Raw genomic sequence first — 25328 nt, 5'->3', positions numbered from 1 at the left:
GTAAGGCAAGATGCGGGCTTTACCGGCCGCTGAGCATCAGAACAAAGATGGCAAACCGACTTTCCCAGATAGCCACCCGCACGGGTGACGACGGCACCACCGGCCTCGGCGATGGCAGCCGCGTGCCCAAGAACCACCTGCGCGTGCAGGCCATGGGCGATGTGGACGAGCTCAACTCCCAGCTCGGCGTGCTGCTGGCCGAGCCCCTGCCCGAGGATGTGCGCGAGCTGCTCATCACCATCCAGCACGAGCTCTTCAACCTCGGCGGCGAACTCTGCATGCCCGGCTATGCGCTGCTGAAGATGGATGCGGTGCTGCGCCTGGACCAGGCCCTGGCCGACCACAACGCCAACCTGCCGCGCCTGAAGGAATTCATCCTGCCGGCCGGCACGCGCAGCGCCGCCATCGCCCATGTGTGCCGCACGGTGGCGCGCCGCGCCGAGCGCGCCGTGGTCACGCTGGCCGGGGCCGAGCCCATCAACGAGGCGCCGCGCCAGTACCTGAACCGGCTCTCCGACCTGCTCTTCGTGCTGGCCCGCGTGCTCAACCGCGCCAACCTCGACGGCCTGGGCGGCGACGACGTCTACTGGCACAGCGAGCGCCTGAAGCAGCAGGGCGACTGAGCGTTCAGTCCAGCGCCGCTGCGGCCTCCCTAAGCCGCCTGGCATAGGCCTGGCGCAGCGCGGCCGGCGCCTCCACCTGCACCTGGCCGGCATGGCGCAGCAGGTCCATCAGCAGCTCGGTGGCGTCCACATAGGGCAGCTCCAGACGCCAGCGGCCATCGTCCAGCCAGGCGCTGCGCTGGCTGGGATGCCATTCCTCGCGCGCCACCCATTGCGCCGCCTCGGCGCTGAACACCAGCGTGGCCTGTTGCGTCCTGCCTCCGGCAAAGATGCCATAGCCCTGGTCCAGCTCGGCCTCCAGCTGCTTGCTGCTCACCGCCTTGGACTTTTCTTCCAGGACCTGCGCCTGCTCGATGGCATCGAGCGCGAAGCGCCGGAAGCCCTCGCTCTGGTGGCACCAGGCATCCAGATACCAGGTATTGCGGTAATGCACCAGGCGCTGCGGCGAGACCACGCGCTCGCTGACGCTGGCGCCGCCGCCCGAGCGCTTGCGATAGCGCAGGCGCAGGCGCTGGCGCTTCACCACCGCGCTGCCCACCGTCTCGAAATGCTCGGAGGGCACGCGCCGCCTTGCGGTGACGATGAGCTTGACGCGCTTGGTGAGCTCGCGCGCCTCGGCCTCGTCGCTGCCCAGCATGCCGCTGAGCTTGTCGAACATGGGCTGCAGATGGCGCGTCAGCAGGCCCTCCTCGTCCAGGCTGGACATCAGCTGGTGCATGGTCAGCAGGGCATGCAGCTCCTTCTCGCTGAACCACACGCCGGGCAGCTCATGCTTGGTGCCGCGCCATTGCTGGCCGAAGCGGTAGCCGTTGGCCATGGCGTCGTACTCGATCGGTGCATCCATGCGCTCGCGCAGGTACTGGAGGTCGCGCTTGAGCGTGGCGGGCGAGACCTCCAGCGCCTCCAGCAGCGCGGCGAAGCTGACGCATTCGCGCGCGCGAATCAGCATCTCGATCTTGTAGAAGCGCTCGGTCCGGTCCATGCCCTCTCCCGTATTTACCCGTGGTTTGAGCTAGCTCACGCCATGAGCTAGCCAGCGTCCACACTGTGCCATATGGTTCCTGACAAGCGTGTGGCAGGTGCCTTAACCGGAGAGAGACCATGGCACAGATCGCAGCAGCACCCCGCGTCACCCAAGAGCGCATCCCGGCGCAGATCGAACTGGGCATCACGCCCGATGAGGTCCGGATGCCGGATCTGGCGCCCCTGCCCGCCGGCAAGCGCGTCGGCTTCGAACTGGGCTGGGACTATGCCCACCACGGCGTCACGCCGCCGGTGGAACATCTGTTCAGCACCTCGCCGCTGCGCCAGGGCTGGCAGGCCGGCCAGGCCACCTTCGGCCGCCGCACCCTGAAGGCACGCTCGCACACCCTGCTGTGGCTGCAGCTGCGCACCCATGCCTGGACGCGCGGCCGCCATTTCGAGACCCTGCTGCTGACGCCCAACTACCTGCAGCAGCTCGACACCGACTGGTGCCCCATCACCCGCCATGCGCTGGACCAGCGTTCGGTCGACCGCGTGCGCGACGACGCCGGCTATGCCGCCGGCAACCTCGCGGTGATGAGCCCCGCCGCCAACCGGGCCAAGGCCAACCATGGCTGGGCCGAGGCCAGCGAGATCGCGCGCAGCCTGGCCACGGGCCCCTTCACGGAGATCGCGGGCCTGGGCAGCCAGGCATGGCAGCGCATCGCCGTGCTGTGCAGCTTCGTCACCGAACTGCCGCACGAGCAGGCGGCGCTGATCCCGCTGCATGTGCTGCCGCCAAACCGCCTGCGCCTGTTCAACCCCATCCAGGCCTTGCAGGCCCTGGTGACGCGCCAGCTCGCCACGCCCGGCTGGAGCCAGCGTCTGGCGCGCATCGAAGCCCTACTGCCCACCGACGCCCTGCGCGCCGACTTCAACCGCTTCGTGCTGGCCCTGGTGCCACGCGTGCTGCAGCGTCAGGGTCTGGTCAAGCCACAGGAGATCCGCTGGGCCCTGGAAGATGCCTGGGCCGACGCGCTGGTGCAAAAGCGCTGGGCCAGGTTTGCCCTGCACATGACGGCGGCCCAGGCGGAGGCGGTGCTGCACAAGGCGGTGGCCAAGAAGCTCTGCCCCATGCGCGTGCAACAGCATGCGCATGCCACCGAGGGCTGGGCCCTGCCCTGAGAGCGTGTTTACTCTGACGCCCGCCAGCTCAGGCCGGCAGGCCCTGGTGCAGGCGCTCCAGCGTGCCCGCCTGGTCCTGCAGGGCCACGAAATAGCCCTGCTCGGCGAACCATTGAGCCCAGTTCATGGCCAGCTGCTTCTGCGGTAACCAGGGCCCGGTGCGATCCATCTGCACGCGGTTCTGGCGGCGTTCGTAGAACACCACCCTCCACATGTTCTTCGAGATCTTGTTGTCGAAACTGCTCATAGCCGCCGCAATGTAACAAGCGCCCGCAACGGGCTCTGCGAACAAGTCAACAAAAGTCCGCCAGCAGCGCGTCGGAGGTACGCAGTTCGCACACGGCGCGCGCCATCGCGCTGCGGCTGCGCTTCAGCCAGGCTTGCAGGGCGGGATCGTCGCTCACCAGCAGGCCGGCCTGGCCGGCAACGGCCAGCTCCAGCGCCGACCAGGCCGGCGCGCCCAGCGCGGCGGGCGCGGGCTTGGATACCGGCCGCAGCACCTCGGCATAGGGCAGGAAATCGGCCAGCAGCTCCTGCTGCTGCGCCGCGTTCAAGCCGAAGCCCGGATAAGCCAGGCCATGCATCAGGTGTTGCGCCATCGCCGGGCTGACCAGGGGCTGGATGCGGCCCGCCTGCCAGGCCTGCCGCAGCGCCGTGGCACGGCCATCGCCGCGCAGCAGGCTGGCCAGCAGCACGCGCGCATCGATGGCCACGCGCAATGCCTGTGCGGTCGTTTTTTTCTTTCCCCGGCCGCTCATCTGCGGCCGACGCGGCGCGAGCTGCCACTCAATGGTTTTGCAGCCGCTTTTTTGGTCGCAAGCGGTTTTTTCCTGGCGGGTGCTTTTCTGGGCGCCGCCGGCTTTTCCTGACCCAGCGCCCTCTCAATGGTTTTGTCGCTCAGATCGAGCTCGGCCAGCTTGGCTCTGAGGGCATCGCCACGCTGGATGCGCACCGGCGTCAGCACGATTTGCCCGGCCTTGGTTTGCACGTCGAAGTACTGCACCGGACCCAGTGGTTCTGTCACGCTTTTCGGCAGGGTCAATTGATTCTTGGAGGTGATCTTCGCGAGCACTTGTAGGAGAGTCAGAAAGTAAGGAGGCATTACTTTAGCGCTTTCCGACAGTCGCCCGGGGCTCAGGCAAGACCTGACCCCATGCATACTGATTGAGACGCGCAATTAAATAGTCATGCAATGGACGCAAAAAAGCCCGGTCATACCGGGCTCTCTTGGTTTGCGCCGTCTGGCCGCTCAGACCAGCGAGCGCTGCAGGCGCAGCTCCTCGAGGCGCACATTGCCCACCTCGGTGGTCTTGGTGGTGTTGAGCTCGCGCTTGAAGCCGGCCAGCTCGAAGAAGCGCAGTGCGCGCTCGTTGCGCAGATAGGTCCACAGCGTGACCTTGGTGCAGCCCTCTTCCTGCAGGCCGTCGCGCGCGGCGTCCCACAGCGCCAGGCCCACGCCCTTGTCCCAATGCTGGGGAGCGGCATACATGGCCCAGATCTCGCCGGTGCTGGAGGGCGTGCCCTTGTCGCGCGAACGGTCGAAGCCCACAAAGCCCATCATCTCGTTGTCGATGTGGGCGACCATCACCTGGGGTTCGCAGAGGTCGATCGCCTCGCGCCAGAAGGCCTGGCGCTTTTGCACCGAGAAGCTGTCCAGCGTGGCTTCGGGCAGCAGACCCTTGTAGGCGTCCTGCACGGCTGCAACGTGGATTTCGGCAATGGCTTTGGCGTCGCGCAGGCTTGCGGGACGTACCTGAATACTCGGCATACGAAGAACCAGTGGGTCGAAAATGAAAACGAAGGGCGGAATTTTCCCAGCGAAAAGCGTTCTTGCGGCCGCTTGACAGCGCGATATTTTCGACTTCAGTTTGCGTGCAGCAGCGCCTGGCCATGGGGCCGGCGGGTCTTGGCATAGTCCTGCACACAGCGCTTCAGCGCCGTCCTGGCGCTCCGCTGCAGGCGCGCGAGCAGGCCATGCTCCACCGCCATATTGCCCAGCTCGGCGGCATAACGCTGGGCCAGATCGTCCTGCATGCGCAGCAGCAGATGGGCGGTGGTCTGCGCATCCGCCAGCGCGCGGTGGGCGCGGCCGGTGTCGGGCAGGGCGTGGTAGCGCGCCAGCGTGCCGAGCTTGCAGTTCGGTGCCTCCGGATAGAGCCGCCTGGCCAGCAGCACGGTGCAGGCGAACTCATGCGCCGGGTCGGGCTCACAGCCGGCGCGCTCGAGCTCGAAGTGCCAGAAGCCGCGATCGAAGGACGCGTTGTGCGCCACCAGCGGGCAGCCGCGCGTGAAGCGGGCCAGCTCGCGCATCACCGCCTCGGCCGGCGGCGCCTTGGCCAGCATGGCGTTGCTGATGCCGGTCAGCTGCTCGATGAAGGGCGGCACCCAGACCCCGGTCTGCATCAGGCTCTGGAACTGGTCCACCACCCGGCCTTCGCGCACCAGCACTGCGGCAATCTCGGTGGCACGGCCGCCGCTCTGCGGTGACATGCCGGTGGTCTCGAAGTCGATGACGGCAATGGTCTCGGACATGGCTGTTCAGCCCTTGGCGGGGTACTTGAGCGCGTTCTTGGCCAGCTTGGCTTCCACCGCCGCGGCCACGTCCACGCCGCTGTGATCGGCGATCTGCAGCAGGTAGAGCAGCACATCGGCAATCTCCTCGCCCAGGTGCTGGTGCTTGGCGGGATCCTGCGCGATCGCCTGCGATTCCTCGGGTGTCAGCCACTGGAAGATTTCCACCAGCTCGGCGGCCTCGACCACCATGGCCATGGCCAGGTTCTTGGGCGTCTGGTAAGGCTCCCACTGGCGTTCGGCGGCAAAGGCGCGCAGTCGGGACTGGAGCTCGGCAATGTTCATGGGCCGCGAGTGTGCATGGGCCGGCGGCCCGCGCCAAGCGCGGCGTGCGCCGGGGCTGCAGCAGGACAACAGCACAGAAAAAGGGCGCCCCGTGTTTTCAACAGCATTGTTTTAGATATCTGAATTGGTAGCCGTAGTAGAGGCGGCCCATTTCTGTGGATAAGCGTTCTTTTGCCAACTGCGACAAGGGCTTGGCGAATTCACAAGCATGTGCGCGGGGCCCTCTTTTGCGGGCGTATGGATCTACAACAACTTGGCCGCTGGGCGCCGGCCTGTGGGTAACAGCCCAACTGCGCAAGACTTGTCCACAGACTTGTGACTGGACAAGCCCGCCGCCTTCGTGCTGGGGCACAAATCTGCAATTCCACGTACAGACTTCGGGCCTGTTGCGATGCAACATGGGCGCAATTCGCCCAGGAGCCGCCATGAAGCCCAAACAAGCCCTCTACAAATCGCTCTATGCCCAGGTGATCTTCGCCATCCTGGTGGGGGTTGCGCTGGGGCATTTCTATCCCGAGAGCGGCGCGGCCATGAAGCCGCTGGGCGATGGCTTCATCAAGCTCATCAAGATGATGATCGCGCCCATCATCTTCTGCACCGTGGTGGTGGGCATCGCCGGCATGGAAGACATGAAGAAGGTGGGCAAGACCGGCGGCCTGGCCCTGCTGTACTTCGAGATCGTCTCCAGCCTGGCGCTGGTGATCGGCCTGGTGGTGGTGAACCTGGTGCACCCCGGCAGCGGCATGAATGTGGACCCGGCCGCGCTCGACACCAAGGGCATTGCCGCCTATACCGGCCCCGGCAAGATGCAGAGCACCACCGAGTTCCTGCTCGCCATCATTCCCAGCACCGTGGTCGACGCCTTTGCCAAGGGCGAGATGCTGCAGGTGCTGCTGATCGCCACCCTGTTCGGCTTCGCCCTGCACCGCTTCGGCGGCCGCGGCACCCTGGTGTTCGACCTGATCGAGAAGGGCTCGCATGTGCTCTTCGTGATCATCGGCTACATCATGAAGCTGGCCCCGATCGGCGCCTTTGGCGCGATGGCCTTCACCATCGGCAAGTACGGCCTGGGCTCGCTGGTGCAGCTGGGCCAGCTGATGGCCAGCTTCTACCTGACCTGCCTGCTCTTCATCTTCGTGGTGCTGGGCAGCATCGCCCGCGCGCATGGCTTCTCGATCTGGAAGTTCATCAAGTACATCAAGGAAGAGCTGCTGATCGTGCTGGGCACCTCGTCCTCCGAATCGGTGCTGCCGCGCATGATGGCCAAGATGGAAAACCTCGGTGCGCGCAAGTCCACCGTGGGCCTGGTGATCCCCACCGGTTACTCCTTCAACCTCGACGGCACCTCGATCTACCTGACCATGGCCGCCGTGTTCATCGCCCAGGCCACCAACACGCCCATGACCCTGACCCAGCAGCTCACTCTGCTGGCGGTGCTGCTGCTCACCTCCAAGGGCGCGGCGGGCGTGACGGGCAGCGGCTTCATCGTGCTGGCGGCCACGCTCTCGGCGGTGGGCGGTGTGCCGGTGGCGGGCCTGGCCCTGATCCTGGGCATCGACCGCTTCATGAGCGAGGCGCGCGCCCTCACCAACCTGATCGGCAACGGCGTGGCGACCCTGGTGGTGGCCAAGTGGACCGGCGATCTGGATACCGAGCGCCTGCAGCGCCAGCTCAACAACGAGACCCCGCTGGAGGCCGATGCGCCCGAGCAGGTGCTGGACGCGGTGGACCAGCACATGCCCACCGGCAAGCCGGCCTGAACCTGAGCCGGAGCGCCGGCTACTCGATGCCGATGACCTTGTGCATCTGCACCGAGAGCCGCCATTGCGGATGGGCCATGCAATAGGCCACCGCCTCGCGGGTGTGCTGCTTCTGCAGCAGCGAGTCCATCGGCTGCAGGAAGAAATGCTGGAACTGCAGGCCCGCGAAGCGCTCCGGCCGCGCCAGTGGCTGCGGGAACACCAGCTTGAGCTCGTCGCCCCGGGTCAGCACGATCTCGGCGTCGGCCTTGGGGCTGACGCAGATCCAGTCCAGCCCAGGCGGTGCCGGCTGCGTGCCATTCGTCTCCACCGCGATCTCGAAGCCGCGCGCATGCAGCGCAGCGATCAGCGCCTCGTCCACCTGCAGCAGCGGTTCGCCGCCGGTGCACACCACATAGGGCTTGCCGGCCTGGCCCTGCGGCCAGCGCGAGGCGATCGCCTCGGCCAGCGCCTCGGCGCTGGCGAACTTGCCGCCGCCCTGGCCATCGGTGCCGACGAAATCGGTATCGCAGAAATTGCAGACCGCGTCGGCGCGGTCCTGCTCGCGCCCGCTCCAGAGGTTGCAGCCGGCAAAGCGGCAGAACACCGAGGCCCGGCCGGCCTGCGCGCCCTCGCCCTGCAAGGTATAGAAAATCTCTTTGACGGCGTAAGTCATACGGGTATCAGCTCATCCGCCGCCGAGGCGCTCACGATCGCGCCCGAGCCGCGGGTTTCGTACATGTCCACCCGGTCCAGCTGGGGCAGCACGGCGCGGCCCTTGGCCAGCACCCAGGCCGAGAGGCTGGCGGTGTCGCCATCGGGCAGGTCGGCGATCTCGTAGAGCGGCCGGTGGTCGATGGCCTTGAAGATCGGGTCGAACAGCATCTTCACATCGCCGAAGTCCACCGTCCAGCCCATCACCGCGTCGAGCTCGGCGCTGAGGTGCAGGCGCAGCGTGTAGGTGTGGCCATGGATGGCGCGCAGCGGGCTCTCGGCCGGCGCGCGCTTGAGCTGGATGGCACTGTCCAGCGTCAGCTCCTTCCAGATGCGGTACTGGCGGCCGTCGAAGTTGGCGCCGCAGGAGCCGGTCTCGTACACCGTCACCCAGCTGAGCTCGGGCAGCAGCGGCTTGATGCGCGCCCACAGCCAGGCCGAGATCACCTCGCTGGTGGGATTGGCCAGGCCCTCCAGCTCGTTGAGGCATTGGTAGTTGAGCTGGGCATGCAGGGGCGCCCAGATCTCGTCGAGGTGGTCGTAGTCCACGCTCAGGTCGCGCTCGCCCAGGTCCTGGTTGGCATGGAGGATGACCTCGAAGCCATGGCCATGCATGCGGCCGCATTTATGCCCCAGCGGCACATTCGGCAGCTTGTGCGCGGCCTGGAAGCGGTAGCGCCGCCAGACATGGGCCTGGCCGTCCACATCCAGATCCACGCCCGAATGCTGGGTGCTCTGGATGCCGATCTGCTGGATGCCCGGCACCTCGTACTCCGCCTCAAGGCGCTGGCGGATCCAGCGCGCGATGTTCTCGTCGGTGGGCTCGGCGATATGGCGGTTCAGCAGCGCATGGTCCAGCGGGGCGACGCAGGCCAGCAGACGCCGGCGCAGCTCTTCCACCTCGGCGCCAGGGAAGGGCGCGAATGTGCCGGCGGGCAGCAGCGCACGCACGCTGGCGAAATAGCTGTGGCCATGCAGGCCATGGCTGCGGTGACCGATCGGCAACGCGCCGATCTGGCAGGCCGACTCGAAGCCGGCCGATGCCACATGGAGGGTGGAGGTGTTCATGGAACCAGGGAGCTGTGTGGGCGTATTTTCGCACCGCACTCTCTATCAATTGAATTTGAAGGTTCTCAAGGTGGTAGTCGTAATAGAGCCGGCGTGCATTTGTGGACAAGCGGCTTTTGTGCAGGCCCGACAAGCGCTTAGGCGCCGCCAAACCATGTGGGCCGGTGCGCACATTGTGCTGGCCCGGGCGATAACAACTTCGCCGCGCGGCCGGCGCCTGTGGATAAGCCCCCAGTTGTTCAAGACTTGTGCACAGACTTATCCCTGCTCGCGGCGGTAGCGCAGCAGGCGCCCGCGGTAGGCCTGGGCCGGCGGCAGATCGCGGTGCAGCAGCGTCTCTTCCAGGCGGTAGCCCAGCGCCGCCATGCGCTTGCTGAAGGCCGAGCGGTTGCCGCGTTCGGGGTCCACGATCAGCACCTCGCTGACCGGCGCGGCATGGCGCTCGATGAAGAGGGGCAGGGCGCCGCCCTCGTCGCGCTCGTACAGCACGTCGCTGCCCATGATGAGGTCGAAGCGGCCCTGTACCCCGGGCGTGAGCTGGGCGCCCTGGCGCTCGGCCGGGGCGGCCGACCAGTCGCCATGGCAGTAGCGCATCGGCGCCAGCTGGTTGAGCAGGAGGTTCTCGAGCAGGAAGGCGCCTGCCAAAGGGTGGCAGTCGCTGGCGGTCACCAGCGCGCCGCGGCGGTGGCTCACCAGGCTGGCCAGGGCCAGGCCGCAGCCGATCTCCAGAATGCTTTCGCCCGCGATGAGGGGGCGGTCCGCCATCGCCTGGGCCAGCCTCAGGCCCGAGGGCCATAGCAGGCCGAACAGCGGCCAATGGGCGCTGGAGATGCCCAGGGCCTCGGCCTGGCCCAGCGGGTCGGCGTATTGCTGCTTGTCGAGCAGGGAGCGGATGTCGAGCGCGGCCACCCCATCGAAGTGGACGCGCTCCTGTTTGACCTGGTAACCCGGCATGCCTGGCTCCAATGCGTGATGCGTGAATCGGCGCAATGCAGCACAGGGCTGTGGGGCAAGACGGCGGTTTGAGTGTAGTCCTCAGGTCTTCGGCCGCAGCGGCAGGCGCCGCAGCCTTTGCTGCGTGAGGGCAAACAAGGCATTCGCCAGCGCCGGCGCGATCGGCGGTGTGCCGGGTTCGCCCACGCCGCCGGGGGCGGCCGTACTGGCCACGAGATGGGTTTCCACCCTTGGCATTTGTGCCATGCGCACCACCTCGTAGCTGGGGAAGTTGCCCTGCTCCACCGCACCGTTCTTGATGCTGATCTCGCCATACAGCGCGGCGCTGAGGCCGTAGACGATGGCGCCCTCCATCTGCGCCCGCACGGTGTCGGGGTTGACGACGATGCCGCAGTCGAGCGCGCACACCACCCGGTGCACGCGGGGTTTGCCGCTTTCCAGCGAGACCTCGGCCACCTGCGCGCAGATCGAGCCAAAGGACTCGTGCAGGGCGATGCCGCGGGCATGGCCCGCTGGCAATGCCTGACCCCAGCCGGCCTTGGCAGCGGCCAGCTCCAGCACGGCGCGATGGCGCGGCTTGGCGGCCAGCAGGCCGCGGCGGTATGCGAACGGGTCCTGCCCGGCCGCGTGGGCCAGCTCGTCGATGAAGCTCTCGGTGAAGAAGGCGTTGTAGGAATGGCCCACGCTGCGCCAGGAGCCCACCGGCACCGGCGTGGCCACGCGCAGCTGGCGCACGCTCAGGTGCGGCACCGCATAGGGCAGGTCGAAGGCGCCCTCGATCTGGTTCTTGTCGGGCGTGTCCATCGCCATGCTGGGCAGCAGGCGCTCCATGGTGGCCAGGCCCACCGAGGGCGCCGCCACCCGGTTCAGCCAGGCCAGCGGCCGGCCGCCCTCATCCAGCGCCGCCTCGAAGCTGGCCATCGCTGCGGGGCGGTACATATCGTGCTGCATGTCCTCCTCGCGCGACCACAGCAGCTGGATGGGCCGGCCGGGCAGGCGCATGGCGATCGCCACCGCCTCCTCCACCATGTCCAGCTCGAGCCGGCGGCCGAAGCCGCCGCCCAGCAGCGGCACATGCAGGTCCACCCGCTCGCCGTCCAGCCCGGCCACCTGGGCGGCACGCCAGCGCGCCAGCGAGGCCACCTGGGTGCCGCACCAGAGCGTCAGCCGGCCGTCCTTGAACTGCGCCGTGCAGTTGATGGGCTCCATCGCCGCATGGGCCAGGAAGGGCACCTCGTAGACGGCCTGCAGCTTGCGTCGCGCCTGCCCGAGCTGGCCCGCGGCGTCGCCCTGGTTGCGAAAGCCCGTGCCGCTCTGCCCGCCCTCCAGCGCGGCGCGGAGCTGCTGGCTGATCTGGGCCGAATCCAGCTGGCCATGCGGGCCGGGCTCGAAGTCCAGCGGCAGCGCGTCGAGCACGCGCTTGGCGCGCCAATAGCGGTCCGCCACCACCACGGCGGCGCGGCCGTTCGGCAACACAAAGGCATCCACCACGCCGCGGCCCTGCTTGGCGCTGGCGTCGTCCAGGCGCTTGATCGAGCCGCCAAAGGCCGGCGCGTGGCGGATCGCCGCGTACAGCAGGCCCTCGGGGCGCACATCGATGCCGAACTGCGCCTGGCCGTTCACCTTGGCGGGCAGGTCCAGGCGCGGCTGCGGCTTGCCGATCAGCTGGTAGCTGCCGGGGTCCTTGAAAACTACGTCGCTGCGCGGGTCGATGGCGGCCGTGGCCTCGGCCAGCTCGCCAAAACCGGCGCGGCGGCCGCTGGGCGGATGACTCACCACGCCCTGCTTCACCACGCATTCGCCGGCCTGTACCTGCCAGCGCCGCGCGGCCGCCTCCACCAGCATGGCGCGCGCGCTGGCACCGGCCAGGCGCATCGGCTCCCAGGCATCGCGGATGCTGGACGAGCCGCCGGTGACCTGCAGGCCCAGGGTGTAGCCCAGGCGCTGCAGGCTGCCGCGCGCGACGCGGGCCAGCAGGCCGTCGTCATCGGATTCAAACGGCGCCACATTCAACAGCAGGGCCGCGTTGGCATAGATCTGCGCCGCCGGCGCCTGCTCGGTGCCGACCATGGACCAGTCGGCGTCCAGCTCCTCGGCCACCAGCATGGCCAGCGCGCTGTGCACGCCCTGGCCCATCTCGGCGCGCGGCGTGGCCACGATCACCCGGCCCTCGCGCGTGATCTTGACCCAGCCGTTCAGGGCCAGCTGGCCGGCGGCGGGCGCGAACACCTGCTTGTCGCCCAGGCGCGTGCGCGCCGAGGGCGGGGTGCTGATGCCCACGCCCAGCAGCAGGCCGCCGCCGGCCAGGCCGCCGGCGATCAGGAAGCCGCGTCGCTTGATCGTCATGCCGGCACTCCCTGCAGCGCCGCGGCCGCGCTGTGCACGGCCGCGACAATGCGTTGGTAGGTGCCGCAGCGGCAGATATTGGTGATGGCGGCGGCGATGTCCGCATCGTTGGGCCGGGGCTGGCTGCGCAGCAGGCCGGCCGCGGCCATGATCATGCCGCTCTGGCAGTAGCCGCATTGCGGCACCTGGTGCTGCAGCCAGGCGGCCTGCAGGGCGGCCACGATGCGGTCGGGCTCGGCCTCGATGGTGCGCACCGTCTTGCCCTCCAGCGCCTGTATGGGCATCACGCAGGAACGCGTGGCCACGCCGTCGATCTCCACCGTGCAGGCGCCGCAGCTGGCGATGCCGCAGCCGAACTTGGTGCCGGTGAGGCCCAGCTCATCGCGCAGCACCCACAGCAGCGGCGTCTCGGGTTCGATATCCAGCTGGCGTTGCCGGCCGTTGATCACAAGTGTCGTCATGGCGGTTCTTTCCGGCGGGGTCAGGTCTTGAGGGCGGCCAGCTCGGCGCTCGCGGCGCGCCAGGCACGATAACGCCTGGTGAGCCTTTTCTTCAGCAGTTGATCCAGCAGCAGGGCCAGCGCCGGCGAGGCATGCGGGCGGGGCTCGCGGCCCGCGCCCATGCGCTGCAGCTGGCGTCGCACCAGGGCCATGGTGGCCATGGCGGCCAGCACCTTGTCCTTCCAGGCCACGCGCGGCCGCGGCGCGGCGGCCTCGCCACCCTGCCGCCAGGCCAGCGGCAGATCCGGCGCCAGCGCCAGCGCCGTGCCCAGGCCCACCAGGGCCACGCCGCTGGCCAGCACCTCGGCCGCCACGGCCGGGCGGCCGATGCCGCCGGTGGTCATCAGCGGCATGCGGGCCACATCCGCCAGTTCGCGCGCGAAGGCCAGGAAATAGGCCTCGCGTGCCAGCGTGCGGCCATCGGCGGTGCGGCCCTGCATGGCCGGGCTTTCGTAGCTGCCGCCCGAGAGCTCCAGCACATCGACGCTCAGCTCGTTGAGCATCAGCACCACCGCGCGCGCATCGGCCTCGCTGAAGCCGCCGCGCTGGAAATCGGCCGAGTTCAGCTTCACCGCCACCGCAAAGTCCGGGCTCACCGCGGCGCGCACCGCCTGCACCACCTCGACCAGCAGGCGCGCGCGCTGCGCGATCGCGCCGCCCCAGCCATCGCGCCGCTGGTTGGCGAGCGGCGAGAGGAATTGCGAGAGCAGATAGCCATGCGCGGCATGGATCTGCACGCCGTCGAAGCCGGCCCGCTCGGCCAGCGCGGCGCTGTCGGCAAAGCGTGCGATGACTTCGGCGATCTGGGCCTCGCTCATCGCCTCGGGCGGGGCGAACAGGCTGGAATGCTTGCCCAGCTCCAGCGCCACCGCCGAGGGCGCCCAGCTGCTGCCGCCCATGGCCGCGAACACCTGCCGGCCGGGGTGGTTGATCTGCATCCAGATGCGCGCGCCGCCCGCATGCGCGGCCTCGGCCCAGCGCTGGAAGGGGGCCAGCGGCGTGCCGCGTTCCAGCGCGATGCCGCCCGGGCCCGTCATCGCGCGGCCGTCCACCATCACATTGCCGGTGATCATCAGGCCCACGCCGCCGCGCGCCCAGCGCGCGTAGAGCCGCTCGATGGCCGTGCCGGGCAGTTGGCCGGCCTCGGCCATGCCCTCCTCCATCGCGGCCTTGGCCAGGCGGTTGGGCAGGGTCTGGCCGTTGGGCAGGCGCAGGGGCTCGAAAAGGGCTTGATGGCTGTTCATGGCGCGCATGCTAAGCTTCAAGTCAACTTTAAAGTCAAGAGCCTGTGGACATGAAGATCGGCGAACTGGCACAACGCAGCGGCATGGCCAGTTCGGCGATCCGCTTCTACGAATCCAGCGGCCTGCTGCCCGCCGCCAGGCGCGGCGGCAATGGCTACCGCATCTACGACGAGGACACGCTGCAGCGCCTGCTGCTGATACAGACCGCCCAGCGCCTGGGCTTCACGCTGGACGTGCTGCGCAAGCTGCTGGCACCGGGCGAGGAGCTGCCGCATGAGCTGGTGCTGCAGAGCATGCGCGAGCGCCTCGCCGAGATCGACGCCATGCAGCGCAGCCTGGCGGCCCAGCGCGCCGAGATGGAGGCCTTGATGCAGCAGATGCAGGCCGAATGGGCCGAGGGCCGCTGCCTGGAGCTGGCGCAGACGTCACGCGCCGCCAGGCGCAAGCCGGCCGCGGGTCGGAATTAAGGCCAGAGTTAAGGCCAGAGCGCCTTCAGCAGCTGCGCCAGGCGCGCGCCGCCCTTGGCCAGCTGGGCCTTGGTGAGGGCCAGCGAGCGGGCGTCGTAGTCGGGCGGCAGGGTGGTCAGCCAGCGCGGGCCGCGCAGGCTTTGCTGGCGCGCGCCGTAGCTCAGGCCCTCGAACACCTGATTTGCCTGCTGGATGGTGTCGTCGGCCCAGGCCTGGGGCCAGGTGTTGACGGCGCCGGCGCTGGGCGCCACCGCGCGCGCCGCCTCGGGCAGCGCCTGCAGCTCGGCCTCGCTGAGGCGATTCGGCGCGCCGTCCCAGTAGCCATGCAGATTGCCGCCGACCATGGTGATGGCATTGCCGCCCACCGTGTGGCTGAGCGGGTCGTAGCTCTCGGCCTGCGGCACGATCACCTTGCCCTCGGCATCCAGGTAGATCGAACCCACGTGCAGGGGCTGGTGCAGATCGCCGACCACATGCACCAGCAGGGCCAGGGCCTCGCGCTCGTTCGTCAGGCTGTAGGGGGCCGGTACGCTGCCGCCCTGCAGCTTGGCGATGGCGGCACGCAAGCTCATGACGATGTCGTTCTTGCCGGTGCCCACCGCGCCGGCCACATAGCGGCCGGTCTGCACCGCGGGGTTGGTGTAGTGGTACTGCTTGTGGCAGCTTTCCTCGCCCGGCTTGGGCGCGCAGGCATCGTTGTTGCGCTGCACGTAGTCGCGCATCAAGCGCTCTTCGGCGGCGTTCTCGAACGGCGCGCATTCCGGAAAGCGGCCGGTGACGGTGTACTTGAAGTCGTTGTAGGCGTCGATGCCCTTGACGCAATCGGCCCAGACGGCGATGTCGTGCAGCGACACCGGACCCAGGATGCGCTTCACCTCGGTCTCGGCCCGGCTGCCCTTGATGAGCGCTGCCGCCACATCGCCCACCGCCGAGTGCCCCACCGCGGCAAAGGCCTGGGCCTGCTGGCTGATGGAGATACAGGCAAAGGAGACGAGTAGCACGCCGACGCGTCGCTTGAAGGAATGCAGCATGGATCGAACCTCGAAACTCAGGGCAAGGCGCGATTGTGCACGCGACTCAGGTCTTGAACGCTGACACGGCGCGGTCCAGCTGGGTGGATTGATCCTTCAGGCTTTCGGCCGCGGCGGCGCTCTGCTCCACCAGGGCGGCGTTCTGCTGGGTCATCTGGTCCAGCTTGGCGATCGCGTCGTTGACGGCGGCGATGCCGGCGCTCTGCTCGGCCGAGGTGGCGGTGATCTCGTTCAGCACATCGGCCACCTTGCGCACCGATTGCACGATGTCGTTCATGGTGGCGCCGGCATCGCTGACCAGGCGGCTGCCCGATTCGACCCGCTCCACCGAGGCCTGGATCAGGGTCTTGATCTCGCGCGCGGCCTCGGCGCTGCGCTGCGCCAGGCTGCGCACCTCGCTGGCCACCACCGCGAAGCCGCGCCCCTGCTCGCCGGCGCGCGCCGCCTCGACGGCGGCGTTCAGCGCCAGGATATTGGTCTGGAAGGCAATGCCGTCGATCACGCCAATGATGTCGGCGATGCGCTTGCTGCTGTCGTTGATCTCCTGCATGGTGCTGACCACCTGGCCCACCACCGCGCCGCCCTTCTGTGCCACGCCGGAGGCATCGGCCGCCAGGCTGCTGGCCTGGCGCGCGTTATCGGCGCTCTGCCGCACCGTGTGCGTCAGCTGCTCCATCGACGAGGCGGTGGACTGCAGGCTGCTGGAGGTCTGCTCGGTGCGCTGCGCCAGGTCGTTGTTGCCGGTGGCGATCTCGGCGCTGCCGGTGGCGATGCTGTCGCTGCTGTGGCGCACCTGGTCCACCATGCTCACCAGCGCCGCCGCCATCTCGGCGAGCGAGCGCAGCAGGGCGCCGAATTCATCGTCGCGCTGGCTGCTGACGCTGCCGCGCAGATCGCCCTGGGCAATGCTGGCGGCCAGCGCATTGGCCTGCGCCAGCGGCTCGCGGATCGAGCGCACCAGCCAGGCGGTGGAGAAGAAGATCGTCACCATCACCAGCACCAGGCCGACCATGATGCCCATGCTGTTGCGCTGGCGGCGCGCCTCGGTGTCGCTCTGGATGCTGACGACATGCTGCTCCTGCATCTTCACCAGCTCCTTCAGCGCGCCCAGATAGCCGCCCATCGCAGGCAGGTACTGCTCCGTGACGAGGCGCACGGCCTCCTCCGGATTGCCCTCGGCGCGCGCCGCCACGGCCTTCTTGCGCGTCTCGATCACCTGCCCGCGCAGCTCGCCGATCTTCTTCAGCTGGGCGCGGTCTTCGTCGCGCAGCGGCAGGGCTTCCAGGCGCTTCTGCAGCTCGGAGATCTCCGCCACCGCCTTCTCGACCTGGCTGGCGAAGGCGTTCTTGATGGCCGGCTCGGCGCTCAGCGCCAGGGCCTGGTTGCGCATGGCATTGCTCTCGGTCATGCCGTACCACTGCGTGGTCACCTGCACCAGCTCGGTGGCGACGCCCTGGGCGGCCCGCCCCTCGGCCAGGATGGCGTTGCCGCGCGCCACACCCACCACCGCGATGGTGACGATGAGCACCACCACCAGCGACACGAAGCCCCAGAGCTTGGTGGTGATCTTCAGGCTGTTCAGGTTCATGGCCGGTCTCCTTGCGCGCAGCGAGAACGGCAACATAGCGCGATCGGCCCGCCCTGTGCAGGCAGGAAAACGTGGTGAAGCCGGTGCAGTTCCGGCCTCAGTCCAGGCGCGCGGCGCGCAGCGCGGTCTCGAAGGCCTGGGCGTAGCCGGCGATGTCCTGGGCGCGGTCGGTGCCGTTGATGATGCGGCGCGCGTTCAGATAGTCGCACTGCGCGTCGTTGATGTAGGTGGCCAGCTTGCGGCCGGTGAACAGGCCCATGCGCATGCCCAGCGAGGCGATGCGGTAGGCCACATTGGGCTCCAGCGCCAGCTCGGGCTGCTTCACCAGCGCCGAGCCCAGGCCCAGCGCCTGGCCGACGCGCTGGTAGTTGGCGCGGCCGGTGATCTGCACATAGCCGCGGCCCTTGTAGCGGCTGCCGTCGCCGGGCTCGGTATTGCCCAGGCGCTGGCCGATGCTGGTGCCGGGCTCGTACTTGGCGAAGTACGACTCGGCACCGAACTCGGTGATGGGGTGGAACTGGTTCGCGCACTCATGCTTGACGGTGGCCAGCAGATAGGCCACCCAGCGCTCGTCCGTGATGTCGGGGTCCAGCTGCACATAGCCCAGGATCTGATCCAAGCCCTGGTATTGCGAGGGCGTGAGCTTGCCGAAGGCCTTCTCGTAGCGGCTGGCAAGGACTTGGTGGTCGTAGATCATGGGCGGCTCCTGGTGTCAGGTCTTGACACCCGCAGCCTAGGCGCAGGCGGCGCCGCCTCGCATCCTGAAACTTAGGGGGCCTTGGCCGCGTTGGCGCTGATGCCGTCGACGAAGCGCGGCCAGAGCTCGGGGGGCAGGTCGTGCCCCATGCCGGGGACCTCGTCCAGCGCCGCCCCGGCAATGCGCGCGGCCAGGTCGCGGCCGGCGGGCACCGGCACCAGCGGGTCGGCGCTGCCGTGGATCACCAGGGTCGGGGCCTGGATCTGCCGCAGCAGGGCGCTGCGGTCGCCGTCGGCGGCCACCGCTACCAGCTGGCGCAGCATGCCGCGCGGCCGGTAGCTGCGGCGGATGGCGCGGTCGGTGCGGGCCTCCAGCCAGCCCTTGGGGGCCGGGTAGGCGGGGCTGCCGATCAGGCGTATGAAGGCGGCGGAGTGGGCCACCAGCGCCTCATGCTCGCGCGGCGGGCGCGCCAGCAGGGCGCTGCGCACCTTGAAGTTGGGGCCGGGCAGGCGGCGCGAGCCGCTGGTGGTCATCATCAGCGTCAGGCTCTTCACGCGCGCGGGATGTCGGGCCGCCAGATGCTGGGCGATCATGCCGCCCATCGAGGCGCCGCAGACATGGGCGCGCGCGATGCCCAGCGCGTCCAGCACGCCGCGCGCATCCTCGGCCATGTCGCCGATGCTGTAGGCGCTCTTCACCGGCAGGTGCAGCAGATGCTGCATCGAGGCCAGGCCCACATGGGGCACGCCCAGCTCGTCGAAGCGCTGGCTCAGGCCGATGTCGCGGTTGTCATAGCGGATCACGCGAAAGCCGCGCGCCACCAGCTGCTGCACGAACTCGTCGGGCCAGGCCAGCAGCTGCATGCCCAGGCCCATGATGAGCAGCAGCGGCTCGCCGTTGGCGGGCCCATGGTCTTCCACCTCGATGGCGATGCCGTTGGCGCTGATCTGCATCAGTGGCTGCTCCGCGGGTAGAACCAGCGCCTCGCGCCATGCGGCTCGAAGCGCTGCCAGTCGCCCGGATGCTGGGCCAGGCGGTCGGCCACCACATAGAGGGCCAGCGGGTTCATGCCCAGGCCCAGATGGCTGGCATGCACCTCGATGTTCTCGCTCAGCGGGCCGGGCTCCATCACGCTGCAGCGCCAGGCCACCACGCCGTCGGTGCGCGAGTAGATCGAGGTGGTGGGCACCGGCGGGGTGCGGCGTATCTCTTCCAGCAGCGCATGGTCCTTGACCTGCTGGCCGCTCACCAGCTCGAAGAAGCGCCAGGCATTGGTGGCGCGCGGGTGGCCGGTGAAGGGCGTGCCCAGGGTGATGACGCAGCGCGTATGGTCGGGCAGCTCCTTGGCCAGCTCGCGCGCATAGATGCCGCCCAGGCTCCAGCCGATCAGGCTGACCGGCTTGGCATGGTGGCGGAACAGGCGCTTCACGTCGGCCGAGCATTGCTCCAGCACGCCGTGGCGCGGCCCGAAATTGAAGCCCTGGCCCCAGGGATGGGTCACATAGCCCAGCTCGTCGAGGAAGCGCCGCAACGCCAGCGTGGTGATGTCGTTGGCACCCAGGCCCGGAAACACCAGCACCGGATGGCCATCGCCCGGCGGCAGCTTGCGCAGCCAGGGGTAGCTGGCCAGCAGGGCGGCGAACTCCCAGGGCGCGCGGCCTTCCAGCATCATCAGGAAAGCGTTGGGAGCGCGCAGATCGTCGTGCGTGGAGGACAGGTCGTCCGCGGGCAGGCCGCGTTGCGGCTGGGCGTGCTTGGGCAGGCGGGGCTTGCGCTGGGCTGCAGTCATACCGCCATGGTAGCGGCCGCGCCCGCTCGCATATGGAGCGCTTGCCCTAGTCGCCTGTCGCGCTGGCGACAGGCGGCAGGGCCTGGAACTCCTTGAAGGCCGCGCGCAGATGCCGGGCCAGCGCCGCCACATCGGGCATGGCCTCGCCGCAGGCGATCAGGCCGAACTCCAGTGAGTCGCCATAGCTCTGCACCGTGATGTTGAGCGCCAGCCCATGCACGACGATGGAGGTGGGCGCATTGCTGAGCATGCGCGCGCCGGCCAGGTAGAGCGCCTGCCGCGGGCCCGGCACATTGGAGATCACCAGATTGGCCAGCACCGGGATCTTCTCGGCCACATGGGCCTTGCCGTAGAGCCGCGCCGCGCCGGCCATCAGCCAGGGCAGGCCCAGCGAGGGAAAGTCCAGCGGCATCAGGTCCTTCAGATGACCCAGCGAGGACTTCATATTGCGCGAGGCCGCCAGCACATGGGCCCAGCGCTTCTTCGGGTCGGCGATGTGCGTGCCCAGGCTCACCGTGGTCATGGTGGCCTGGTTGTTGGAGCTGGCATCGCCCTCGGCGCGCAGCGACACCGGCACCGCCGCGATGAGCGGCTTCTTGGGCAGCTCGCCCCAGTCCAGGAAGCTGCGGCGCAGCGCCGAGCCGCACATCATCAGCACCGCGTCGTTGAGGCTGGCGCCATGGCGCTGGCGCGCCGCGTGGATGTCGGCCAGCGGCAGGCTCACCGAGGCGAAGGCGCGGCTGCTGCCGATGCTGCGGTTGAGGCGGGTGCGCGGCGCCAGGCGCAGCTGGCTCACGCCCTCGGGCGTGTGGCCGCGCAGGCGCTGCGAGAGGCCGCCGGCCCTGTCAGCAACGGCCTGGCCGAGGGTCTCCCCCGCCAGGCTGGCGAGCGTGCCGATGGCCGCGGGCAGGGCCTTGGCCAGCTTCACATACTGCTGCCACTGGTGCGCCAGCGCGCCGCGCATCAGGGCCAACGTGCCGGGCTCATGGCGCTGGCGTTTCGGCTTCTCCGGCAGCTCGCGTGGCACCGGGCCCAGGTCCAGCATCACCGCGGCCAGCGCCACCGCGGCCTGGCCATCGACGGCGGCATGGTGCACCTGGGTGTAGAGGGCCACCCGCGTGCTGCCGTCCGGCGCGGGCGAGAGCTGTTCGAAGACATGGAACTTCCACAGCGGCCGGCTGCGGTCCAGCAGCACCGGATGCAGCCGGCCCACCGCCTCTTCCAGCGCGGCGATGCCGCTGCCGGGCGGCAGGCTGACGGGCACGATGTGCTGCGTGAGGTCGGGTTCGGCGTCCACCCAGGCCGGCGTCACCACATTCAGCCCCACGCTGGCGAGGCGGCGGCGCAGCGGCGCCAGATAGGGCAGGCGCTTGGCGATATGGGCGCGCAGCGCGTCCAGATAGCTGCCCTGGAAGCCCGGCGGCAGCTCCAGCACATGCAGGGCGCCCACATGCATGGGCATCTCGGGCGTTTCCAGGAACAGAAAGCTGGCGTCCAGTCCGGCGAGTTGCTTCATAGGGGGCCCAAGTCTGCGTGTGTCCGGATGCTACCCGCAGCGCAGGCGCCGCCGGAGCGGCCGTACACTGAAACGCAGATCCAACGCAGGCGGGGCCTGGAACGCAGATGTGGCGACGCAGCTTATCGGGATGGCTGGCTTGCTGGGGCCTGGGCGCCGCGCTCGCCGCCGAGCCGCAGCCGCAGCCGCAGCCGGTGGTGCTGGCGGTGGACGACGCCTACCCGCCCTACAGCCTTGTGGAGAACGAGCAGCCCGCCGGCCTCTATGTGCAGCTGGTGCAGCGCGCCGCCCAGGCCATCCCGGGCTGGCAGCTGCGCCTGGTGCCGATGCCCTGGGCACGCGCGCTGATGGCGGCCGAGCAGGGCCAGGTGGACGGCTTCCTGCCGCCCTACCGCGGCCTCGGGCGCGAGTGGATTGCCAGCTATGTCGGCCCGCTGCACCGCGAGGAAGTGATCCTGAGCTGCCGCCGGCAGACCGCGCTGGGCCCGGCCAGCCAATGGCCCGCCGACTTTGTCGGCAAGCGCATCGGCGTGATGCGCGGCTATCTGCTGAGCCAGCAGCTCAGCGATGCCTTTGCCCGCCAGCTGCTGACGAAGACCGAATTCCGCAACGCCCGCGACGCCCTCGCCGCGCTCGCCAGCGCGCAGATCGACTGCTACGCCAACGACCGCATCAGCATCGAAAGCGCCTACCGCCTGGCCAAGGCCGACCCGCTGTGGGCCAAACGCATGCCCGAGCAGCTGGAGCCCGGCCTTGTGCTGGCGACGCAGACCGCCTGGGTTGGCTTCTCGGCGCAGTCCCTCGCCAAGCGGCCCGAGCTGCAGGAATTCGTGCGCGCGCTGGACATGCAGCTGGCCCGGCTGCGCAACAGCGGCGAGGCCGGCCGGCTGATCGAGGGCGAGCGCGGCAAGAGCCCCTGAGCCCCCTGCCGCCGGCGGGCAAAAAAAGCCAGCACAATGACGCGCAAGCGAACCACTAGGGAGGCGAATCCATGTCCTATATGCTGCTGATCATCGAGCCCACCGGCCAGCGCCAGGAGCGCGGCCGCGAGATGGGCGAGCAGGTCTACGAGCGCATGCTGCGCTTCACCGCCGACCTGCAGGAGCGCGGCCTGCTCGAGGCCAGCAACTCCCTGGCCTCCACCGACCGCGCCGTGCGCCTGCAGCTGCGCGAGGGCCGCCAGCGCCTGGTCGACGGCCCGTTCGCCGAGGCCAAGGAAATGGTGGGCGGCTTCTTCCTGCTCAACTGCGAGACCAAGGCCGAGGCGCTGGCGATCGCGGCCAGCTGCCCGGCGGCCGAATGGGCCACCGTGGAGGTGCGCGGCGTCGGCCCTTGCTACGAGTAGGCCAGGAAAACCCTGAAGCCCGCGGCGGCCTGTCGAAAACGCCGCGCCTGCTTCGTCGTGTGGGCATGAGCGCAAGTTGGCGCGCTCTGTCCACCTGCAAGGAGCGAAGCAATGCGATTCATGATCATGGTGCGGGCGAATGCCCAGAGCGAGGCCGGCGAGATGCCGGCCCCCGAGGATGGCGTGATGGCCGAAATGGCCGCCTATCACGAGGAACTGGCCAAGGCCGGCGTGCTGCTGGACGCCAACGGGCTCAAGCCCAGCGGCAGCGGCTGGCGCATGCGCTACCAAGACGGCAAGCCGCGCATCACCGATGGCCCCTATGCCGAGACCAAGGAGCTGATCGCCGGCTACACCCTGATCCAGGTGCGCTCGCGTGAAGAGGCGCTGGCATGGGCGCGTCGCTTCCCGGCCCCCTTCGGCAAGCGCGGCCAGGGCGATGGCGGCGAGGTCGAGGTGCGCCAGCTCTACGAAATGGAAGACTTCGAGTCCCAAGCGCCCACCGCGAACTGAGAGGAGCATCTCATGCACCAGCAAATCTTCATCAATATGGCCGTCAAGGACCTGGCACGTTCGCAGGCCTTCTTTCGCAGCCTGGGCTATGAGTTCAACCCGCAGTTCAGCAACGAGCAGGGCGCCTGCCTGGTGCTGGGCGAGACCCTGTTCGCGATGCTGCTGACCGAGGGCTTCATGAGCGGCTTCACCGGCAAGCCCCTCATCGACGCCAGGGCCGGCACCGAGACCCTGATCTGCCTGAGCTGCGAAAGCCGCGCCGAGGTCGACACCCTGGTGGCCAAGGCGCGCGCCGCCGGCGCCGCGGTGCCGCGCCCGCCGCAGGACCATGGCTTCATGTACGCGCATGGCTTCGAGGACCTGGACGGCCATATCTGGGAGCTGGCCTTCATGGATGCCAGCGCCTGCCCCGAGGCCAATGCCAGCAGCGATGCCTGAACTCGACCGGGCCGAACTCGAGCGCAGCATTGCGGCGGTCTGGCGCATCGAATCCGCCAAGCTGATCGCCGTGCTCGCGCGCATGCTGCGCGACGTCGGTCAGGCCGAGGAGCTGGCGCAGGACGCGCTCATCGCCGCGCTGGAGACCTGGCCGCGCGATGGCCTGCCCGACAAGCCCGGCGCCTGGCTCATGACCACCGCCAAGCACAAGGCCCTGGACCGCCTGCGCCAGCTTGCTATGCAGGCGCGCAAGCATGAGGAACTCGGCCAGGAGCTGCAGGCGCAGGAGGCCTTGGTGGTGCCAGACTTCGTCGACGGCCTGGACGACAAGCGCGCCGACGACATCGGCGACGATCTGCTGCGCCTGATCTTCACCGCCTGCCACCCGGTGCTTTCCACCGAGGCGCGCGTGGCGCTCACGCTCAAGCTGCTGGGCGGGCTGTCTACCGCCGAGATTGCGCGTGCCTTCCTGGCGCCCGAGCCCACCATCGCGCAGCGCATCGTGCGCGCCAAGCGCAGCCTGCAGGCCGCCAAGGTGCCCTTCGAGGTGCCGCAGGCGGCCGCGCGTGCCGAGCGCCTGGCCTCGGTGCTGGAGGTGATCTACCTGATCTTCAACGAGGGCTATTCGGCCACCGCGGGCGAGGATTGGGTGCGCCCCGCGCTGTGCGAGGAGGCGCAGCGCCTGGGCCGCGTGCTGGCCGAGCTGAGCGCCGACGAGCCCGAGGTGCATGGCCTGGTGGCGCTGATGGAGATCCAGGCCTCGCGCCTGCATGCGCGGGTCGATGCCGAGGGCCGGCCGGTGCTGCTGATGCAGCAGGACCGCGGCCGCTGGGACCAGCTGCTGATACGCCGCGGCTTGGCCGCGCTGGCGCGCGCCGAGGCGCTGGGCAAGGAGCCGGGGCCCTATCTGCTGCAGGCCGGCATGGCCGCCTGCCATGCGCGTGCGCGCCGCCCCGAAGACACCGACTGGCCGCGCATCGTGGCCTATTACGACGCGCTGGCCCAACTGCAGCCGAATGCGGTGGTGCTGCTCAACCGCGCGGTCGCGGTGGGCATGGCGAGCGGCCCCGGTTTTGGCCCGGCGGCGGCGCTGGAGCTGGTGGAGGCGCTGCGCCAGGAGCCGGCGCTGCAGAACTACCACTGGCTGCCCAGCGTGCGCGGCGACCTGCTTGCCAAGCTCGGCCGCGTGGCCGAGGCGCAGGCCGAGTTCGAACGCGCCGCGGCGCTGACGCGCAACGCACGCGAGCGCGCGCTGCTGCTGGAACGCGCCGCCGCCATGGGCGGCGGCGACGGCGCGCTGCGCCACTGACGCGGGCTCAGCCGGCGCGCCTGGCCGGCCAGGCGACCGGGTCATGCATCAATGAATGTCCAGCTGTGCGCGCCGTCGAAGCGCCGCACGCGCACGGAGGCGATCAGCTCCGGATCGAAGTTCCCGAGGTTCACCCCGTGCTTCGCGCCAGCCGTCGCCTGCAGCGGCTCCCAATGCGTGACGCAGCCGCAGGTTCGGCAGTGAATGGTGCGCAGCGTCCTGTCGCCCCAGATGTACGCCGCCGTGGCCTCCGGGTGCCCTTCGATCCGGACCGTGCCGAACTCGAAGTAGACCCAAGGTCCGCCGATGCGACGGCACAGCGAGCAGTTGCAGGCGGTGGCCACTTCGGGCCTGGACGGCAAGGTCATCCGGACCGCGCCGCAGTGGCATGAACCTGTGTACATGGGAGCTCTCCTGATTCAGCGGCGTAGCGGCTGCTGGGG

29 protein-coding genes are annotated in these 25328 nt (G+C 69.1%); 9 read left to right on the top strand and 20 right to left on the bottom strand.

What is annotated here, in order from left to right; all coding sequences use genetic code 11:
* Nucleotides 1-47 precede the first annotated feature (47 nt).
* Nucleotides 48-623, top strand: coding sequence for a cob(I)yrinic acid a,c-diamide adenosyltransferase (locus tag PFX98_RS07265; RefSeq protein WP_285234516.1), 576 nt, complete (start codon nt 48-50; stop codon nt 621-623).
* A 4-nt stretch (nt 624-627) separates the two neighbouring features.
* Here the strand turns inward: PFX98_RS07265 and PFX98_RS07260 are convergent, their stop codons facing one another.
* A complete protein-coding gene (locus PFX98_RS07260; RefSeq protein ID WP_285234515.1) occupies nt 628-1605 on the bottom strand; it encodes a helix-turn-helix transcriptional regulator in 978 nt (325 codons plus the stop codon).
* A 119-nt stretch (nt 1606-1724) separates the two neighbouring features.
* On the opposite strand from PFX98_RS07260, the gene PFX98_RS07255 reads away from it, so the two are divergent.
* Nucleotides 1725-2771, top strand: a complete 1047-nt coding sequence (locus PFX98_RS07255) for a hypothetical protein (RefSeq protein ID WP_285234514.1) — start codon at nt 1725-1727, stop codon at nt 2769-2771.
* 28 nt (nt 2772-2799) lie between these two features.
* Here the strand turns inward: PFX98_RS07255 and PFX98_RS07250 are convergent, their stop codons facing one another.
* The 6 genes from PFX98_RS07250 to PFX98_RS07225 form a co-directional block, all read right to left on the bottom strand.
* Nucleotides 2800-3018 carry a hypothetical protein gene (locus tag PFX98_RS07250; protein ID WP_285234513.1) on the bottom strand — a complete coding sequence of 73 codons (219 nt, stop codon included), beginning with the start codon at nt 3016-3018 and terminating at the stop codon, nt 2800-2802.
* A 46-nt stretch (nt 3019-3064) separates the two neighbouring features.
* The gene (locus tag PFX98_RS07245) at nt 3065-3484 is read right to left on the bottom strand and encodes a PIN domain-containing protein (protein WP_285234512.1); all 420 of its coding nucleotides are present in this window, start codon (nt 3482-3484) and stop codon (nt 3065-3067) included.
* Nucleotides 3485-3525: 41 nt separating this feature from the next.
* Nucleotides 3526-3843, bottom strand: a complete 318-nt coding sequence (locus PFX98_RS07240) for an AbrB/MazE/SpoVT family DNA-binding domain-containing protein (RefSeq protein WP_285234511.1) — start codon at nt 3841-3843, stop codon at nt 3526-3528.
* A 177-nt stretch (nt 3844-4020) separates the two neighbouring features.
* Complete coding sequence (locus PFX98_RS07235; RefSeq protein WP_285234510.1) at nt 4021-4539, bottom strand: GNAT family N-acetyltransferase; 519 nt, start codon at nt 4537-4539, stop codon at nt 4021-4023.
* A 95-nt stretch (nt 4540-4634) separates the two neighbouring features.
* A complete protein-coding gene (locus tag PFX98_RS07230; protein WP_285234509.1) occupies nt 4635-5303 on the bottom strand; it encodes a 3'-5' exonuclease in 669 nt (222 codons plus the stop codon).
* Between the two features lie 6 nt (nt 5304-5309).
* Complete coding sequence (locus PFX98_RS07225; RefSeq protein ID WP_285234508.1) at nt 5310-5627, bottom strand: nucleotide pyrophosphohydrolase; 318 nt, start codon at nt 5625-5627, stop codon at nt 5310-5312.
* Nucleotides 5628-6052: 425 nt separating this feature from the next.
* Here PFX98_RS07225 and PFX98_RS07220 point away from each other — a divergent pair, with 425 nt between their 5' ends.
* Nucleotides 6053-7387: a dicarboxylate/amino acid:cation symporter gene (locus PFX98_RS07220; protein WP_285234507.1), complete on the top strand. Its 1335-nt coding sequence runs from the start codon at nt 6053-6055 to the stop codon at nt 7385-7387.
* Between the two features lie 19 nt (nt 7388-7406).
* Here the strand turns inward: PFX98_RS07220 and queE are convergent, their stop codons facing one another.
* The 6 genes from queE to PFX98_RS07190 form a co-directional block, all read right to left on the bottom strand.
* The gene (gene queE / locus PFX98_RS07215; RefSeq protein WP_285234506.1) at nt 7407-8042 is read right to left on the bottom strand and encodes a 7-carboxy-7-deazaguanine synthase; all 636 of its coding nucleotides are present in this window, start codon (nt 8040-8042) and stop codon (nt 7407-7409) included.
* Nucleotides 8039-9148, bottom strand: a complete 1110-nt coding sequence (locus PFX98_RS07210; protein WP_285234505.1) for a 6-carboxytetrahydropterin synthase — start codon at nt 9146-9148, stop codon at nt 8039-8041. Before PFX98_RS07210 ends, queE begins: the two co-directional genes overlap by 4 nt.
* Nucleotides 9149-9406: 258 nt before the next feature.
* Entirely contained in the window at nt 9407-10102 is a 696-nt protein-coding gene (locus tag PFX98_RS07205; RefSeq protein WP_285234504.1) for a class I SAM-dependent methyltransferase, read from the bottom strand.
* A gap of 81 nt (nt 10103-10183) precedes the next feature.
* On the bottom strand, nt 10184-12448 hold the full coding sequence (locus PFX98_RS07200; protein WP_285234503.1) for a xanthine dehydrogenase family protein molybdopterin-binding subunit: 2265 nt from the start codon (nt 12446-12448) through the stop codon (nt 10184-10186).
* Nucleotides 12445-12909, bottom strand: coding sequence for a (2Fe-2S)-binding protein (locus tag PFX98_RS07195; protein ID WP_285234502.1), 465 nt, complete (start codon nt 12907-12909; stop codon nt 12445-12447). Before PFX98_RS07195 ends, PFX98_RS07200 begins: the two co-directional genes overlap by 4 nt.
* A gap of 20 nt (nt 12910-12929) precedes the next feature.
* Nucleotides 12930-14192, bottom strand: a complete 1263-nt coding sequence (locus PFX98_RS07190; RefSeq protein WP_285234501.1) for an NADH:flavin oxidoreductase/NADH oxidase family protein — start codon at nt 14190-14192, stop codon at nt 12930-12932.
* A 50-nt stretch (nt 14193-14242) separates the two neighbouring features.
* On the opposite strand from PFX98_RS07190, the gene PFX98_RS07185 reads away from it, so the two are divergent.
* Nucleotides 14243-14659, top strand: coding sequence for a MerR family transcriptional regulator (locus tag PFX98_RS07185; RefSeq protein ID WP_285234500.1), 417 nt, complete (start codon nt 14243-14245; stop codon nt 14657-14659).
* Nucleotides 14660-14667: 8 nt separating this feature from the next.
* Here the strand turns inward: PFX98_RS07185 and PFX98_RS07180 are convergent, their stop codons facing one another.
* The 6 genes from PFX98_RS07180 to PFX98_RS07155 all read right to left on the bottom strand — a co-directional run bounded on the left by PFX98_RS07180 (nt 14668) and on the right by PFX98_RS07155 (nt 21280).
* A complete protein-coding gene (locus PFX98_RS07180) occupies nt 14668-15690 on the bottom strand; it encodes a S1/P1 nuclease (RefSeq protein ID WP_285234499.1) in 1023 nt (340 codons plus the stop codon).
* Nucleotides 15691-15736: 46 nt separating this feature from the next.
* A complete protein-coding gene (locus PFX98_RS07175) occupies nt 15737-17278 on the bottom strand; it encodes a methyl-accepting chemotaxis protein (protein ID WP_285234498.1) in 1542 nt (513 codons plus the stop codon).
* 97 nt (nt 17279-17375) lie between these two features.
* Nucleotides 17376-17975 (bottom strand): glycoside hydrolase family 19 protein, encoded by a 600-nt coding sequence (locus PFX98_RS07170; RefSeq protein WP_285234497.1) that lies wholly within the window; start codon nt 17973-17975, stop codon nt 17376-17378.
* Nucleotides 17976-18046: 71 nt separating this feature from the next.
* Entirely contained in the window at nt 18047-18928 is an 882-nt protein-coding gene (locus PFX98_RS07165) for an alpha/beta fold hydrolase (protein WP_285234496.1), read from the bottom strand.
* A complete protein-coding gene (locus PFX98_RS07160; RefSeq protein WP_285234495.1) occupies nt 18928-19764 on the bottom strand; it encodes an esterase/lipase family protein in 837 nt (278 codons plus the stop codon). The genes PFX98_RS07165 and PFX98_RS07160 overlap by 1 nt, the downstream gene beginning before the upstream one ends.
* Before the next feature lie 46 nt (nt 19765-19810).
* A complete protein-coding gene (locus PFX98_RS07155) occupies nt 19811-21280 on the bottom strand; it encodes a wax ester/triacylglycerol synthase family O-acyltransferase (protein WP_285234494.1) in 1470 nt (489 codons plus the stop codon).
* A 107-nt stretch (nt 21281-21387) separates the two neighbouring features.
* Between PFX98_RS07155 and PFX98_RS07150 the strand changes: the two genes are divergently transcribed.
* The 5 genes from PFX98_RS07150 to PFX98_RS07130 all read left to right on the top strand — a co-directional run bounded on the left by PFX98_RS07150 (nt 21388) and on the right by PFX98_RS07130 (nt 24885).
* Nucleotides 21388-22200, top strand: a complete 813-nt coding sequence (locus PFX98_RS07150) for a substrate-binding periplasmic protein (RefSeq protein ID WP_285234493.1) — start codon at nt 21388-21390, stop codon at nt 22198-22200.
* A 71-nt stretch (nt 22201-22271) separates the two neighbouring features.
* Complete coding sequence (locus PFX98_RS07145; protein WP_285234492.1) at nt 22272-22625, top strand: YciI family protein; 354 nt, start codon at nt 22272-22274, stop codon at nt 22623-22625.
* 111 nt (nt 22626-22736) lie between these two features.
* Nucleotides 22737-23138: a YciI family protein gene (locus PFX98_RS07140; RefSeq protein WP_285234491.1), complete on the top strand. Its 402-nt coding sequence runs from the start codon at nt 22737-22739 to the stop codon at nt 23136-23138.
* A gap of 12 nt (nt 23139-23150) precedes the next feature.
* Complete coding sequence (locus PFX98_RS07135) at nt 23151-23576, top strand: VOC family protein (protein WP_285234490.1); 426 nt, start codon at nt 23151-23153, stop codon at nt 23574-23576.
* On the top strand, nt 23569-24885 hold the full coding sequence (locus tag PFX98_RS07130; protein ID WP_285234489.1) for an RNA polymerase sigma factor: 1317 nt from the start codon (nt 23569-23571) through the stop codon (nt 24883-24885). Before PFX98_RS07135 ends, PFX98_RS07130 begins: the two co-directional genes overlap by 8 nt.
* A 41-nt stretch (nt 24886-24926) precedes the next feature.
* Here the strand turns inward: PFX98_RS07130 and PFX98_RS07125 are convergent, their stop codons facing one another.
* A complete protein-coding gene (locus PFX98_RS07125) occupies nt 24927-25289 on the bottom strand; it encodes a GFA family protein (RefSeq protein WP_285234488.1) in 363 nt (120 codons plus the stop codon).
* Between the last annotated feature and the right edge of the window lie 39 nt (nt 25290-25328).

The sequence above is a fragment of the Paucibacter sediminis genome (genome assembly GCF_030254645.1).
GTDB lineage: Bacteria > Pseudomonadota > Gammaproteobacteria > Burkholderiales > Burkholderiaceae_C > Paucibacter_B > Paucibacter_B sediminis.
This window is presented reverse-complemented; position numbering and strand designations above follow the sequence as displayed.

Coding starts and splice junctions, on each gene's coding strand:
- PFX98_RS07150 (WP_285234493.1), top strand. CDS start 21,388: ATGTGGCGACGCAGCTTATCGGGATGGCTGGCTTGCTGGGGCCTGGGC.
- PFX98_RS07230 (WP_285234509.1), bottom strand. CDS start 5,303: ATGTCCGAGACCATTGCCGTCATCGACTTCGAGACCACCGGCATGTCA.
- PFX98_RS07160 (WP_285234495.1), bottom strand. CDS start 19,764: ATGACTGCAGCCCAGCGCAAGCCCCGCCTGCCCAAGCACGCCCAGCCG.
- PFX98_RS07185 (WP_285234500.1), top strand. CDS start 14,243: ATGAAGATCGGCGAACTGGCACAACGCAGCGGCATGGCCAGTTCGGCG.
- PFX98_RS07140 (WP_285234491.1), top strand. CDS start 22,737: ATGCGATTCATGATCATGGTGCGGGCGAATGCCCAGAGCGAGGCCGGC.
- PFX98_RS07165 (WP_285234496.1), bottom strand. CDS start 18,928: ATGCAGATCAGCGCCAACGGCATCGCCATCGAGGTGGAAGACCATGGG.
- PFX98_RS07145 (WP_285234492.1), top strand. CDS start 22,272: ATGTCCTATATGCTGCTGATCATCGAGCCCACCGGCCAGCGCCAGGAG.
- PFX98_RS07135 (WP_285234490.1), top strand. CDS start 23,151: ATGCACCAGCAAATCTTCATCAATATGGCCGTCAAGGACCTGGCACGT.
- PFX98_RS07235 (WP_285234510.1), bottom strand. CDS start 4,539: ATGCCGAGTATTCAGGTACGTCCCGCAAGCCTGCGCGACGCCAAAGCC.
- PFX98_RS07130 (WP_285234489.1), top strand. CDS start 23,569: ATGCCTGAACTCGACCGGGCCGAACTCGAGCGCAGCATTGCGGCGGTC.
- PFX98_RS07155 (WP_285234494.1), bottom strand. CDS start 21,280: ATGAAGCAACTCGCCGGACTGGACGCCAGCTTTCTGTTCCTGGAAACG.
- PFX98_RS07125 (WP_285234488.1), bottom strand. CDS start 25,289: ATGTACACAGGTTCATGCCACTGCGGCGCGGTCCGGATGACCTTGCCG.
- PFX98_RS07190 (WP_285234501.1), bottom strand. CDS start 14,192: ATGAACAGCCATCAAGCCCTTTTCGAGCCCCTGCGCCTGCCCAACGGC.
- PFX98_RS07255 (WP_285234514.1), top strand. CDS start 1,725: ATGGCACAGATCGCAGCAGCACCCCGCGTCACCCAAGAGCGCATCCCG.
- PFX98_RS07265 (WP_285234516.1), top strand. CDS start 48: ATGGCAAACCGACTTTCCCAGATAGCCACCCGCACGGGTGACGACGGC.
- PFX98_RS07250 (WP_285234513.1), bottom strand. CDS start 3,018: ATGAGCAGTTTCGACAACAAGATCTCGAAGAACATGTGGAGGGTGGTG.
- queE (WP_285234506.1), bottom strand. CDS start 8,042: ATGACTTACGCCGTCAAAGAGATTTTCTATACCTTGCAGGGCGAGGGC.
- PFX98_RS07205 (WP_285234504.1), bottom strand. CDS start 10,102: ATGCCGGGTTACCAGGTCAAACAGGAGCGCGTCCACTTCGATGGGGTG.
- PFX98_RS07200 (WP_285234503.1), bottom strand. CDS start 12,448: ATGACGATCAAGCGACGCGGCTTCCTGATCGCCGGCGGCCTGGCCGGC.
- PFX98_RS07260 (WP_285234515.1), bottom strand. CDS start 1,605: ATGGACCGGACCGAGCGCTTCTACAAGATCGAGATGCTGATTCGCGCG.
- PFX98_RS07210 (WP_285234505.1), bottom strand. CDS start 9,148: ATGAACACCTCCACCCTCCATGTGGCATCGGCCGGCTTCGAGTCGGCC.
- PFX98_RS07225 (WP_285234508.1), bottom strand. CDS start 5,627: ATGAACATTGCCGAGCTCCAGTCCCGACTGCGCGCCTTTGCCGCCGAA.
- PFX98_RS07195 (WP_285234502.1), bottom strand. CDS start 12,909: ATGACGACACTTGTGATCAACGGCCGGCAACGCCAGCTGGATATCGAA.
- PFX98_RS07170 (WP_285234497.1), bottom strand. CDS start 17,975: ATGATCTACGACCACCAAGTCCTTGCCAGCCGCTACGAGAAGGCCTTC.
- PFX98_RS07175 (WP_285234498.1), bottom strand. CDS start 17,278: ATGAACCTGAACAGCCTGAAGATCACCACCAAGCTCTGGGGCTTCGTG.
- PFX98_RS07180 (WP_285234499.1), bottom strand. CDS start 15,690: ATGCTGCATTCCTTCAAGCGACGCGTCGGCGTGCTACTCGTCTCCTTT.
- PFX98_RS07220 (WP_285234507.1), top strand. CDS start 6,053: ATGAAGCCCAAACAAGCCCTCTACAAATCGCTCTATGCCCAGGTGATC.